Below are 13,356 nucleotides of genomic sequence, written 5' to 3'. Positions count from 1 at the left end.
AGGTAATAGCTATCGCATCGTTCGATGGCGCTGCAAGGCCCGGGGCTGCAGGCATGCCGGGCACGCATGGCGATCCGGTTGGACGCGGGCATGCCATGCCGGCCGGCGGCGGCGCTCGCTATCCTGTGCGGATGACCCAACGCGCCACCCGGTTGCTGCGCCTGCTCGATGCCCTGCGTGGACGCCGCCGGCCCGTGGCCGGGGCGCGACTCGCCGCCGACCTGGGGGTGAGCCTGCGCACGCTGTACCGCGACATCGCCAGCCTGCGCGGGCAGGGCGCCGACATCCTCGGCGACCCGGGCGTGGGGTATGTGCTGCGCCCGGGGTTCCTGCTACCGGAGCTGCATTTCAGCGAGGACGAACTGGAGGCGCTGACCCTGGGCGCGCGCTGGGTGGCGAGCCAGGCCGATCCGGAACTGGCGCAGGCCGCGCAGCGGGCGATCACCCGGATCGGCGCGACGCTGCCGGCGCCGTTGCGGCTGGCGCTGGAGACCAGCGGGTTGCTGGTGCCCGCGGCCGCGCTGGCGCAGCCGGCGGCGCCGTGGCTGCCGGTCCTGCGCCGGGGCATTCGCCTGGAGCACGTGTTGCACATGGAGTACGCCGATGCCGGCGGCACCGCCTCGCAGCGGCGCATCTGGCCGTTCGCGATGGCCTTCCTCGATGGCTACGGGATGATCGCGGCCTGGTGCGAACTGCGCGGCGACTTCCGCCATTTTCGCGCCGACCGGGTGCTGGCGCTGCGCGACGACGGCGAACGCTACCCGGACCGTCGGCATCTGCTGATCCGGCGCTGGCGCGCCGCCACCGGCCACCGTGTGGCCTCCTGACAGCGGTTGTCAGCAGGGGCGGCGCAGACTGCGCGGCGTCCACCACGGAGTCCGACCATGTCCCACGATCTTGTGCTCTACACCCACCCCATGTCGCGCGGCCGCATCGCACGCTGGATGCTCGAAGAAACCGGCCTGCCGTACCGCGCGCAGATCCTCGACTACGGCACCGGCATGAAGGCGCCGGCGTACCTGGCGATCAACCCGATGGGCAAGGTGCCGGCGCTGGTCCACGGCACCACGATCGTCACCGAGAACGCCGCGATCTGCGCCTACCTGGCCGATCTGGTGCCGGAGCGGCAACTGGCGCCGCCGCCGGGATCGCCGGCGCGGGCCGATTACTACCGTTGGCTGTTCCTGCTGGCGGGGCCGGCCGAAGCCTTCCTGACCGCCAAACAGTACGGCACGCTGGCGCCGGCGCACAGCGCCGGCTACGGCCATGGCGAGGATCTGCTGGACATGCTGGAGCAGGGCGTGGCCGGTCGCGAGCATCTGGCCGGCGACCGCTTCAGTGCAGCCGACCTCTATGCCGCCGCGTTCCTCGGCTTCTACACGCGCATCGGCGTGCTGGAGGCGCGGTCGGCGTTCGTCGCGTTCGTGCAGCGGCACCTGGTGCGCCCGGCGGCGCAGCGTGCCGCGGCCATCGACGATGCGTTGCTGCCCGCCCATCCGAATCCGTTCATGCCGCGCCCGAACGCCGTGCCGGCGAACGCCTAGCGGGATGTGGACCACCGGCGGCTGGGTGTGCCGTGTGGATGGACCCTCACCCCAGCCCTTCTCCCGAGGGGAAAGGGGCTAGCAGCGGTTCCTTCTCCCATCGGGAGAAGGTGCCCCGAAGGGGCGGATGAGGGTACAGGCGCAGCCTCGTACATCCAAACACCACGAGACGCTACGCGCCGGACCCTCACCCCAACCCCTCTCCCGGGGGGAGAGGGGCTAGCAGCGGTTCCTTCTCCCGTCGGGAGAAGGTGCCCCGCAGGGGCGGATGAGGGTGCGGGCGAAGCCTCGTACATCCAAACACCACGAGACGCTGCGCGCCGGACCCTCACCCCAACCCCTCTCCCGGTGGGAGAGGGGCTAGCGCTTTCCCTTCTCCCCTCGGGAGAAGGTGCCCCGCAGGGGCGGATGAGGGTACGGGCGCAGCCTCGTGCGCCCTGACATTGCGAGATGCTGCGCGCCGGACCCTCACCCCCAACCCCTCTCCCGGTGGGAGAGGTGCTAAGCCGCACATTGCGTTACAGCAGCGACTTGAGCCGGTACAGCGCCTCCAACGCCTGCTTGGGTGTCAGTTCGTCCGGATCCAACGCGGCCAGCGCTTCCTGCGCGGCGGAAGGCGCGGCCGCGAACAGGCCGAACTGCTGCGGCGCGTCCAGCGCCTGCGGCGCCATCTGCGAGGCGTGGCTTTCGCCGCCGCGCTGTTCCAGTTCCGCCAGGCGCCGCCGCGCCTGCGCCACGGTGGCCTTGGGCAGGCCGGCCAGCGCCGCCACCTGCAGGCCGAAGCTGCGGTTGGCCGGGCCGTCCTTGACCGCGTGCATGAACACCAGGCGGTCGCCGTGCTCGACCGCGTCCAGGTGCACGTTGGCGATGCCGCTGGGGCCGCCTTCGACCGATGCGTCGGCCAGCGCGGTCAGCTCGAAATAGTGCGTGGCGAACAGCGTGTAGCAGCGGTTGTGGTGGGCCAGGTGGCGCGCCACCGCGTCGGCCAGGGCCAGGCCGTCGTAGGTGGAGGTGCCGCGGCCGATCTCGTCCATCAGCACCAGCGACTGCGCGGTGGCGTGGTGCAGGATGTAGCTGGTCTCGGCCATCTCGACCATGAAGGTCGACTGGCCGCGGGCCAGGTCGTCGCCGGCGCCGATGCGGGTGAGGATGCGGTCGATCGGGCCGATCACCGCGCGCCGCGCCGGCACGTAGCTGCCGATGTGCGCGAGCAGCACGATCAGCGCGTTCTGGCGCATGTAGGTCGACTTACCGCCCATGTTCGGGCCGGTGATCACCAGCATGCGTCGGTCGGGGTGCAGGTCCAGGTCGTTGGGCTCGAACGGTTGCTCGCGCACCGCTTCCACCACCGGGTGACGGCCGCGCTCGATGCGCAGGCACGCACCGGTCTCCAGTTCCGGCTGGGTCCAGTCCAGCGCCTGCGCGCGTTCGGCGAAGCCGGCCAGCACGTCCAGTTCGCTGAGCGCGGCGGCGGCGCGCTTGAGCGGTTCCAGGCATTCGCCCAGCGTGTCCAGCAGGCCTTCGTAGAGCAGCTTCTCGCGCGACAGCGCACGCTCGCGCGCCGACAGCACCTTGTCCTCGAAGTTCTTCAGTTCCTCGGTGATGTAGCGCTCGGCGTTGGTCAGGGTCTGGCGCCGGCTGTAGTGCACCGGCGCCTTGTCGGCCTGGCCCTTGCTGATCTCGATGTAGTAACCGTGCACACGGTTGTAGCCGACCTTCAGCGTGGCGATGCCGCTGCTGGCGCGCTCGCGCGCTTCCAGGTCGATCAGGAACTGGTCGGCGTTGGTGCTGAGCCGGCGCAGTTCGTCCAGCTCGGCGTCGTAGTCGGTGGCGATGACGCCGCCGTCGCTGAGCTTGAGCGGCGGCTGTTCGGCGATCGCCGCCGCCAACAGGTGCGCGATCTCGTCATGCTGGCCCAGCTCCGCGGCCAGCGCCGCCAGCCGCGGCGAATCCAGCGGCGCCAGGACCGCGCGCACCTTCGGCAGCAGGCCCAGGCCGTCGCGCAGGGTGGAGAAGTCGCGCGGGCGCGCCGAACGCAGGGCGACGCGGGTGAGGATGCGTTCGACGTCGCCGAGCGCGCGGAACGCCTCGCGCAGGTCGGCGTCGGCGCCGCGGTCGATCAGGGTGCCGACCGCGTGGTGGCGCTGCACCAGCACCTCGCGCAGGCGCAGCGGACGGTGCAGCCAGCGCCGCAGCAGGCGCCCGCCCATCGGCGTGACCGTGCTGTCGAGCACGCCGAGCAGGGTGTTGCGGGTGTCGCCGTCGACGCGCGTGTCCAGTTCCAAATGGCGGCGGGTGGCCGCGTTCATCGCGATCGCCTCGCCGGCGGTTTCCATCGCGATCGCGGTCAGGTGCGGCAGGCGCTGCTTCTGGGTTTCCTCCACGTAGCCGAGCAGGGCGCCGGCGGCGGCGGTGGCGCGCGGCTTGTCGTCGATGCCGAAGCCGGTCAGATCGTGCAATTGGAAGAACGCCAGCAACTGGCGGCGGCCGCTGTCGGCGTCGAACAGCCACGGCGGCCGACGGCGCACGCCACGGCGCTCGCGCAGGAACTCCGGCCACTGGTCCTCGTCGGGCACCAGCAGCTCGGCCGGCTCCAGCCGCGCCAGTTCGGCTTCCAGCGCGTCCTCGTTGTCCACCTCGTTGACCAGGAAGCGGCCGCCGGCCAGGTCGGCCCAGGCCAGGCCGTAGCCCTGCTTGGTGCGCGCGATGGCCATCAGCAGGGTGTCGCGGCGCTCGTCCAGCAAGGCCTCGTCGGTGACCGTGCCGGGGGTGACGATGCGCACCACCTTGCGCTCGACCAGGCCCTTGGCCAGCGCCGGATCGCCGATCTGCTCGCAGATCGCCACCGACTCGCCCAGCGCCACCAGCCGCGCCAGATAGCCCTCGTAGGCGTGCACCGGCACCCCGGCCATCGGGATCGGCGCGCCGCCGGAACTGCCGCGCTGGGTCAGGGTGATGTCCAGCAGCCGCGCGGCCTTGCGCGCGTCGTCGTAGAACAGTTCGTAGAAATCGCCCATGCGGAAGAACAGCAGCAGGTCCGGGTACTCGGACTTGGCGGCGAAGAACTGCTTCATCAGCGGGGTGTGTTCGGGGACTTTCTCTGAGGTCATGGCGCCTTCGTGCGGACGTGCGGGGGCGACGGCGCCTGGCGCGCGCCGCCGGTGCGACAGGGCATGGGCGGCGGGCCGCCCGTGGGGGAGGCAAGTTTAGTGGATTGGGGTTGCGCCTGGTCGGGTACGGCGATGTGGCGGCTGGGCGCGGCTCGCGGACGTGATCGCTGGACGAAGGGCGGTCAGGCGTTTCTCGCGTTTGTTCAGTGGGTGACGTGCGAAGTGTGGGAGCTTCTTTACCTGATTCCATTTTGCTATCCGTTCGGAACGTGCTCGGCAATCGAAGCGCGCCGTTGCTCGCCTTTACTCACCCATGTGGCGTGGCTAGACTGCCGAATCGGGGAGGTCGGCGGGCAAGCCGCTGGCCGGTGGGTGTCGACTCAGCGGGATAACGATGTTCAAGCGACTGTGCTTGGCCTTAGGGCTGAGTGTGTTCTGTGCGTCTTCGATGGCCCGCGACAATGCGTTGCCGTTGCCATTGGCGCCCGACATGCCGGTCGAGGTGGAACTCACCCAGCAGGAACTGGCGATCGATGTCTCGTCGACGGCGATGCAGATGGGAATGCAGTTCGGGCTGGTCGGTGCGCTCATCGGGACTGCCGTGCAGAACTCGCAGAACAAGAACGCCGAAGCCGCCGTGCTGCCGTTGCGCAACATGATGGTTGGATACGACTTCGAAACGCCGTTGATGGGATCCCTGCAACGCCGGCTGCCGGGCTCGGGAATCGCCGATCGCCCTGTGCTCACTATCGTTCACGCACCTTGGCAGGCACGGCAGGATCTGGACGCCATGCCGAAGCATGTGTTGGTCATCAGGCCGCGTTACGCCATGGGCGATGCGATGGGTACGGCCTATGTTCTACTCAACGTGGCGATCGAAGATCGCGAGATAAAGAACGGAAAGGTCAAGACCAGGTTCCTGTTCTCGCGCCCTTATGCCGTTCGCTCCAGTTTCCAGTTTCCCACCCCTGGCGAAAGCAAGCCTTGGCTCGAGTTGGGGGCAGCCCGGATGGGCGGGCTGATCGATCAATCGATCGACCAGGCCGTTGCCATGATGGTCTACGATTTTTCTGCAGAAGGTCGCCAGCAATGGGGCCAGAAGATCAAGGGAAAGTCGGACATTGCCGGGCATAGCGTGTCTGGCCGCATCGAGCGGCGCTACGGGGGCGTGGTGTGGGTGCGTGCTGGCAACCCGCGCTTCCAGGCCATCACCGGATACCAGTCATTGCGTTCCGACTATCAGCCGGCAGCGTTGACGGCGGCCATTCCGAATCCGTCGCTTGCCGCCGAAGCAGCGGCATCACACGCAATCGCGCCGACTCCGAGCGCTGAAGCGTCCATCGTACAAGTCGCCGCCGTGTCGCCCAACGATCCGACTCCGAGCGTGGTCGCGTCCGCCGCGGTCGACACATCTGCCCGCCCAGCGCAGGCGCCTGCAGAGACGTCGGTGCCCACGGTGCCGAGCCACCGCAAGACCTTCTGGGAAACATACAGGCCCAAGGATCCACCGACTCCCCAAGGCCAAGCGACCCATCCCTGATGGTCCGCATCGCCGTTTCGCTCAGCCTGCTGCTGTCGTTATGTGGGTGTGCCGCCCGCATCGAACGCACGCAGGTGCTGCATCTGCCAACGAAGGTCGATTCCGGTCTGCGCTGTCCTTACCGACTGGGACAAATCGTCGATGCGCGATCGACCACAGAGGTGGGAATGCTTGGAAACCACACGTATGTATTTCCCGACATCGCTGCCAGCGTCCGTGAGGCACTGGGTTCGCTGGGCTGGTCGCGCGTTGCCGATGCGCCATCGGTGACAATCGCCGTTCAGAAGCTCTATCTGAATGCCTTGCCCGCAACCGTAACGGGGGTGGCGGCATTCGAGATTCGGCCTCAGGGGGCGGCGGCGTTCGTCGTGCGCGGGCAGTCGGCCAGGGTCAACTGGAACTCATCCACGTCCGATGCGTTGGGGATTCTGGGCGCAGCGGTCGGCGATGCGCGCATGCAGCTCGTGACGCGACTCAATGCCGGTTGCCGCAACCCGACTGCCACCGGACCCTGACAAGGCTGCGAACGCCGCCTTGTCGAATCCCAAGAGCGCGCAGAGGCCCCCATCGCTTACGGATGCCAGATGGGGGAGGCTGGGATCGGAGGAGGCTGTTGCTGTTCGGACCGCCTGGCATCAGCCTCGACCTCAGGACTGACGCGTCGCTGGCACATCTACGCTTACGCCACGAACGGCCGCGACCGCGCGCGTTCCACCGGCAGCGCCAGCCGCGCCGGTGCCAACCCGGGCGCTGTGGCCTCCAACGTCAGCGTCCCCGCCGCGCGCGTGGTCTGCAGCAGCGCCATGCACAGGCTGTTGAAGGCACGGCGCTGGTCGGCCTTGTCGCGTTCGTGGCTGGACGGGTCGCCGTTGCCGACGCCGATCAGGCGGCCGGGGCCGCGGACGGCGAAGTGCACGGTGTCGCTGGCGGTGGGGACGACGCGGCCCTGCGCGTCGACGATCTCCACCGCGACCACGGCCACGTCCTCCGCATCGGCCAACAGGGTGGGGCGGTCGCAGCGCAGGCGTACCGCGGCCGGGGCGCCGACGGTCTCGCGGCGTTGCGTCAGCACCTGCTTGCCGCCGCGGTAGCCGCGCGCTTCGATGTGGCCGGGCGCGTAGCGCACGCGCCACTCGACGTGGCCGTAGGCCGGCACCTGCTGCAGGCCCTGGCTGACGCCGTTGACCAGCAGTTCCACCGCGTCCAGGTTGCTGTGGCACCACACGTCGATCATGCCGTTGTCGCGCGCCTCCAGCAGGCCGTCCCAGTTCCAGTGCGGGAACAGGTGCAGCAACGGTTCGCGGGTCCATTGCGCCCGGTAGTACCAGTAGTTGTCCTTGGGGAAGCCGCAACTGTCGAGGATGCCGAACTGCGAGGCCACGTTCGGCCAGCGGTTGTACGGGGTCGGCTCGCCGCGGTAGTCGAAGCCGGTCCAGACGAAGCCGCCGGCGATGTACGGGCGCTGCGCGACATAGCTCCACCAGGCCTCGGCGCTGCTCGCCCACCACGGGTAGTCGAGGTCGTAGGCGCGGGCGTAGCCGCGCACGTCGTCGGTGCGGTAGTTGCCGCGCACGCCGACGGTGCTGCCGGTCTCGCTGCCGTAGACCGGGATCTGCGGATGGCGCGCATGGAAGGCGTCCATCTGCGTGGTGCGGTAGTTGAAGCCGACCACGTCCACGACCTGGCCGACGCCGTCGTCGAAACCCTTGTCCATGGCGAAGGTGGTGGGGCGGGTCGGGTCCAGGCGTCGGACCAGGCGCTGCATGCGCGCAACGATGCGCGCGCCGCGCGCGGTGACCATCTGCGGCTCCTCGTTGCCCAGCGACCACAGCATCACGCAGGGATGGTTGCGGCCGCGCCGCACCATCGACGTCAGTTCGGCCATGGCCTCGTCGTCGGAGGACATGCGCCGGCTCTCGTCGATCAGCAGCAGGCCCAGCCGGTCGCACAGCTCCAGCACTGCCGGCGAGGCCGGGTTGTGCGCGCTGCGGTAGGCGTTGCAGCCCATCGACTTGAGCTGGCGCAGGCGCCATTCGTGCAGGCGGTCGGGAATGGCGGTGCCGACGCCGGCATGGTCCTGGTGGTTGTTGGTGCCGTGCAGCTTGTAGGCCGCACCGTTGAGCAGCAGGCCGCGCTGCGGGTCGAACTGCAGGCGGCGCACGCCGAAGTGCGTGGTGGTCGCGTCGCAGGTGCGGCCATCGCCGAGCACGCGCGTGGACAGTGTGTAGCGCTGCGGGTTCTCTGGCGACCACGGCAGCGGCGTGCCCAGGTCCAGGGTCTGCTGCACACGCTGCACCACGCCCGCTTCGACCGTGACCGGTGCGGAGCTGGCCTGGGCGACGATGCGCCCGTCCGGCGCGCGGATCACCGACACCACGCTGCATTGGCGCGGTTCGGCGCCGCTGTTGCCGAGTTCGGTCTCCACCAGCGCCTGCGCGTCGCCGCCGTCCCAGACGCTGCGCACGTAGACGCCGTCCATCGGCACGTGCAGCGCGTCGGTGGTGCGCAGCCAGACGTGGCGGTAGATGCCGGCGCCTTCGTAGAACCAGCCTTCGCCGAGCGTGGCGTCCACGCGCACCGCGATGATGTTCCTGGCGCCGTAGTCGAGTACGTCGCTGAGGTCGACCTCGAAGCCGCAGTAGCCGCTGCCGTTGCGGCCGACGATGTGGCCGTTGCAGAACACCAGGCAGTCGCGGAACACGCCGTCGAATTCCAGGCTGATCCGCTTGCCCAGGTCCTCGGCCGGGATCTCCAGCACGCGCCGGTACCAGCCGATGCTGGTCTGCGGATCGGTGCGGCCCAGCGGCGTGTAGCCGTGCGCGGCGGCCGGGTCTTCGCCGTTGACCAGGGTGGAGGTCGGGTCCTGGCGCGGCGGCAGCGCCACCGCCCAGTCGTGCGGCAGGTCGATGCGCTCCCAGTCGCTGTCGTCGAAGGCGAGCAGGGCGGCGTCGGCGGTGTCCTTGCCGGCCTTGGCGTAGGTGCGCTGGAAGGTGCCGAAATGGAAGTCGCGCGCCGGGTCGTCGGCGTGGCCGAGGTGGAAACGCCAGCCGCCATCGCACAGCAGGCGCTGGCGCGGTGCGTCGTCGTCCAGGTCCAGCGGCAGTGGCGGCATGGCGTTGTCGCTGGCAGGCGCAGCCGCGGGCGCGGCCGGCGCCAGGGCCGCAGCGGCACCGGGTACCGCCACCTGCACGCCGCCGGCGACCAGCGAGCGCAGCAGGTCGCGTCGGCTCAGTTCGATCATGGCCGCGGGTCCTGCGCGGGCGCGGCAGAGGTGCCCGCGGCCGTAGCCGGGGCCGGCCTGTAGGCGTGCTGCATGAAGCCGATGCCGGGCAGCAGTTCGTTGCCGTGGCGGAAATCGAAGAAGCTGGCGTTCTCCCATGAGGAGCCGACGCCCCAGCGGGTCTTGCAGGTGTTGCTGGTCCAGGCCGGTTCCCAGTACACGACGCCGCTGCCGCCGTTGTCGACCACCAGTTGGGTGAGGTCCACCAGATATTTCAACTGGCCCTGCGGCGTGGCCGGGTAGCCCGGAATCAGCGAATCGGCGCCGAGCAGGTTGGGCGAGGGGTCGCCGCTTTCCAGCGTCCACGGGTAGGCGGTCTCCACCACCGTCACCTCGGCCGGGTAGTGCTGGCGCAGGCGCTTGATGGTGGCGCCGAGCTGGTCCATGGTCTCGCGCGACCACTTGCGGTAGTAGCTGATGCCGATGAAGTCGAAGTCGCGCACGCCGGCCTTGGCCGCGGCGGCGAACCACGGCTCCACGTTCTCCGGCTGGGCGATGTGCAGCATCACCTTCGGCTTGATCGACGAGCGTGCGCCGGCGTCGCGCACCGCCTGGATGCCGGCGTTGAACAGCTTGGCGTTGCGGCGCCAGTCGATCGGCCGGCGCTTGTCCCAGGGCTGGCTGTCCATCAGGTCGGAATTGCTCTCGTTGCCCACCTGCACCAGTTCCGGCATCAGCCCGGCGCGGTCCAGCGCGCTCAGCGTGTCGTAGGTGAAGCCGTACAGCGTGCGCGCCAGTTCGTCCTGGTCGGTGATGCTGGCCCAGGCCTTGGGGATCAGTTGCTTGTCGCCGTCGGCCCAGTCGTCGGAGTAGTGGAAGTCCAGCAGCACCTGCATGCCCTGCGCGCGCGCGCGGCGGATGGTCTTCTTGACGTCGCTCAGGTCGCTGTAGCGGGTCCAGCGCGCATCGTTCCACAGGCGCACGCGCACCAGGTTGGCGCCGTGCGCGTGGAACAGTTCGAACGGGTCGCGCACCGTGCCGTGTTCGCGGTACTGCACGCCGCAATCCTCCATCTCGTTGACGTAGGACAGGTCGGCGCCGAGGTACAGCGTGCCGGCGCCGGCCATGGGCGTGGCGAGGGCGGCGGCGAGGGCCAGCGCGAGCGCCGGCAGCCAGGTGCGTCTGGATCGCATGCGGGTCTCCACCGACTCAGAACGTGTAGGTCGCTTCCAGGGCGAAGCGGCGGCCGAACAACTGGTAGCCGCCGTCGTCCTGGTTGGCCAGGCGATTGCGCTTGTTGTCGCTGTACGCGCGCAGCGGCTCGTTGGTCAGGTTGCCGACCTGGAACTTGAAGCCCAGGTGTTCGCTGTAGCGCCAGGCCAGGCTCAGGTCCACCGTGCCTTCGCTCTCCAGCCGCGCCAGCCGCGCCGCGTTCCAGCCGTACACCACGGTGTAGGGGCTGTGGTACTTGTAGCCGATCCGCGCTTCGAAGCTGCCGTTGTTGTACCAGAGGTCCAGCGTGCCGGTGTTGCGCGCCAGGCCGCTGAGCGGCAGCGGATTGTCCGCCGGCGAGAACTCGTGCAGGTTGGATTCCACGTACGAGTAGTTGGAGTAGATGCCGAAGTTCTCCAGGTGCGGGATGAAGAAGAACGGCGTCTGGAAAGTCAGCTCGGCACCGTTGATGTAGCCGCCGCCACCGTTGAACGGGCCGCTGATCAGGTAGTCGCGGCCGTCGATGGTCTCGTGCTGGGTCTTGTAGCCGATGCTCGAATCCACCCACTTGCGGTACAGCGCCAGCGCCGCCAGCGCCTCCTTGTGGAAGTACCACTCGTAGGACAGGTCGAGCTGGGTGGCGCGGAACGGGTTGAGCTGCGGGTTGCCGCCGCTGCCGGTGAGCTGGCCGACGGTGGTGTTGGGATCGTCGAGCGCGCGCCCGGTGCGCAGTTCGTCCAGCGGCGGCCGCGCCATCACCTTGGCTACCGACACGCGCAGAATGCGCTCTGGATCGATCAGGAAGTTGACCGTGGCGCTGGGCAGCACGTCGGTGTAGGTCTTGCCGGCGCTGCTCGGCTGCAGCACGCCGCCGACGGTGTCGTAGCCGTGGCTGTCGGTATCGGTGTGGACCACGCGCACGCCGGCGTTGCCGGTGACGTCCACGCCGAACCACTGCGAACTGAACACCGCCTTGGCGAAGGCCTCGCGCACGTTCTCCTCGACGTTCCAGTGGTCCAGGCGCTGTTCGACGGCCAGGCTGGGATCGAAGCCGCCGAAGCCGAGCCTGGCGATCGCGTCCAGGTCGCCGCCGGTCAGGGGCGGCACGTTCAGATCCGGCATCGTCTCCGGGTAGATCAGGTCCTGGTAGGCGGAGATCGGCTGGCCGTAGCCGGACTGGGAGCTGGTGAAGTGGCGGTTCTGCTTCTCGCGGCGCGCGACGCGCGCGCCGAACTCCAGCGCGGTGACCGGCGAATCCTCGATCGCGCGGCTGGCGCTCAGCGCCAAGGCGGCGATGCGGTCGCGCAGCGCCTGCGGTTCGGTCTGGCCGCTGATGCCCCATTCCGGCGCGTCGGAGCTGGTGCTGATGGTGGGGGGGACGCCGTGGCGGAAGTCGAACGAGACCGTGTCCGGGTTGCTGCCGAAGCGCACCGCGCGCCAGTCGTTGTCGCGCTTGGCCTGCGAGAACGACAGGTCGCCGCCCAGCGTCCACACGTCGCCGCGCCACTTGGCGTTGAGGCCGCCGGCCGCCAGCGTCTTGACCTCGTCGTAGCGGGCGACGACGTGGTCCACCTGCAGGTTGGAATTGGCCAGGGTGCCGGCGACCACGTCGCCGTCGACGATGGTGTAGGACGAGCCGGGCGTGGTGTACGGATTGCTGGCCGAGTAGATGCTGTAGCCGAGGTTGTTGAACCAGTTCTGGCGCTGGTCCTCGTCGATGCGGATGCGCGAGTACAGGCCGTCGAGCTTGAGTTCCAGGTTGCCCGAGCGCCACTGCACGGTGCCCATGGCGCCGGTGCGGGTCTGCTCGGTCAGCTTGAGCTGGTCGGCCGCGCCCCACGGGGTGTAGTCGACCTTGCCGTCGCCATCGACGTCGCGCGCGTTGCTGGCGTCGGTGTAGCCCCAGGTGCCGATCGAGACGCCGGCGTTCTTCTGCTTCTGGTAGGTGGCGCCGAGCGCGACCGCCAGGTTGTCGTTGATGCGGTGGATCCAGCTCGCGCCCAGGCGCTGGCCCCACGGCGAATAGTCGCGCGCGTCCTTGGCCTCGTCGTAGTAGACCGGGCCGGCGGTGGCGACGAAGGTCGGGCCGGTGTGGTCGAGCGGGTTGATGGTGGAGATGTCCACGGTGGCGGCGATGCCGCCGGCGATCAGGTCCGCCGACGGGGTCTTGTAGACCTTGACGGTGGAGACGATCTCGGTGGGGAACACCTCCCAGCGCACCGCGCGGTTGGGTTCGGAGGAGGCGATCTCGCGGCCGTTGACCGTGCCCATGGTCATGCGCGGGCCGAGGCCGCGCACCGTGGCCAGGCTTTCGTTGCCACGGTCGCGGGTGCCGTTGACGCCGGGCAGGCGCACCAGCGCCTCGGCCACGGTGACGTTGGGCATCTGCCCCATGTTGTCGGCGGAGATCACCTCGACCACGTGGTCGTCGAGTTGCTTGGCCTGCACCGCCTGTTCCAGGCTGGCGCGCTGGCCGACCACCATCACGTTGTCCAGGGTGACCGGTTGCTGGCCGTTCTTGGCCTCGGGCGTGGTGGGGGGCGTGGCCGTGGCCGCCGGATCGGCGGTGGCGCTCTGCGCATGCGCGGCGAAGCTGCCGGACAGGGCCAGGACGATGGCCGCGCCCAGCAGGGTGCGGGCGGCAGGGCGATGCGCACGCCCGCCGACCAGGCGACGGGACTGTTCCAAAGGCATTTTTGTTCCCTCCCAGGACAAAAAGTGACCGAGCAA

The 13,356-nt window shown here is 69.3% G+C and carries 8 protein-coding genes; 4 read left to right on the top strand and 4 right to left on the bottom strand.

The window, feature by feature from the left end; all coding sequences use genetic code 11:
* The first annotated feature begins 131 nt into the window (after positions 1-131).
* Both NKJ47_RS15425 and NKJ47_RS15420 read left to right on the top strand, forming a co-directional pair.
* Complete coding sequence (locus NKJ47_RS15425; RefSeq protein ID WP_254458712.1) at positions 132-827, top strand: helix-turn-helix transcriptional regulator; 696 nt, start codon at positions 132-134, stop codon at positions 825-827.
* A gap of 57 nt (positions 828-884) precedes the next feature.
* The gene (locus NKJ47_RS15420) at positions 885-1,544 is read left to right on the top strand and encodes a glutathione S-transferase family protein (protein ID WP_254458711.1); all 660 of its coding nucleotides are present in this window, start codon (positions 885-887) and stop codon (positions 1,542-1,544) included.
* Positions 1,545-2,062: 518 nt separating this feature from the next.
* Here NKJ47_RS15420 and mutS read toward each other — a convergent pair.
* The gene (mutS, locus tag NKJ47_RS15415) at positions 2,063-4,654 is read right to left on the bottom strand and encodes a DNA mismatch repair protein MutS (protein WP_254458710.1); all 2,592 of its coding nucleotides are present in this window, start codon (positions 4,652-4,654) and stop codon (positions 2,063-2,065) included.
* A gap of 394 nt (positions 4,655-5,048) precedes the next feature.
* Between mutS and NKJ47_RS15410 the strand changes: the two genes are divergently transcribed.
* Together NKJ47_RS15410 and NKJ47_RS15405 are read left to right on the top strand one after the other, a co-directional pair.
* Positions 5,049-6,194 carry a hypothetical protein gene (locus NKJ47_RS15410; RefSeq protein WP_254458709.1) on the top strand — a complete coding sequence of 382 codons (1,146 nt, stop codon included), beginning with the start codon at positions 5,049-5,051 and terminating at the stop codon, positions 6,192-6,194.
* Positions 6,194-6,709, top strand: coding sequence for a hypothetical protein (locus NKJ47_RS15405; RefSeq protein WP_254458708.1), 516 nt, complete (start codon positions 6,194-6,196; stop codon positions 6,707-6,709). Before NKJ47_RS15410 ends, NKJ47_RS15405 begins: the two co-directional genes overlap by 1 nt.
* A gap of 164 nt (positions 6,710-6,873) precedes the next feature.
* Here the strand turns inward: NKJ47_RS15405 and galA are convergent, their stop codons facing one another.
* Genes galA through NKJ47_RS15390 form a run of 3 tightly spaced genes read right to left on the bottom strand, consistent with a single transcriptional unit; the run spans position 6,874 to position 13,320 of the window.
* The gene (gene galA / locus NKJ47_RS15400) at positions 6,874-9,435 is read right to left on the bottom strand and encodes a beta-galactosidase GalA (protein WP_254458707.1); all 2,562 of its coding nucleotides are present in this window, start codon (positions 9,433-9,435) and stop codon (positions 6,874-6,876) included.
* The gene (locus NKJ47_RS15395; RefSeq protein WP_254458706.1) at positions 9,432-10,607 is read right to left on the bottom strand and encodes a glycoside hydrolase family 53 protein; all 1,176 of its coding nucleotides are present in this window, start codon (positions 10,605-10,607) and stop codon (positions 9,432-9,434) included. Before NKJ47_RS15395 ends, galA begins: the two co-directional genes overlap by 4 nt.
* Before the next feature lie 16 nt (positions 10,608-10,623).
* On the bottom strand, positions 10,624-13,320 hold the full coding sequence (locus NKJ47_RS15390; protein WP_254458705.1) for a TonB-dependent receptor: 2,697 nt from the start codon (positions 13,318-13,320) through the stop codon (positions 10,624-10,626).
* Between the last annotated feature and the right edge of the window lie 36 nt (positions 13,321-13,356).

The organism is Xanthomonas sacchari, from assembly GCF_024266585.1.
GTDB classification, from domain to species: Bacteria; Pseudomonadota; Gammaproteobacteria; order Xanthomonadales; family Xanthomonadaceae; genus Xanthomonas_A; species Xanthomonas_A sacchari_C.
Note: the sequence above shows the minus strand (reverse complement) of the source record. Positions and strands in the feature narration are given on the sequence as shown.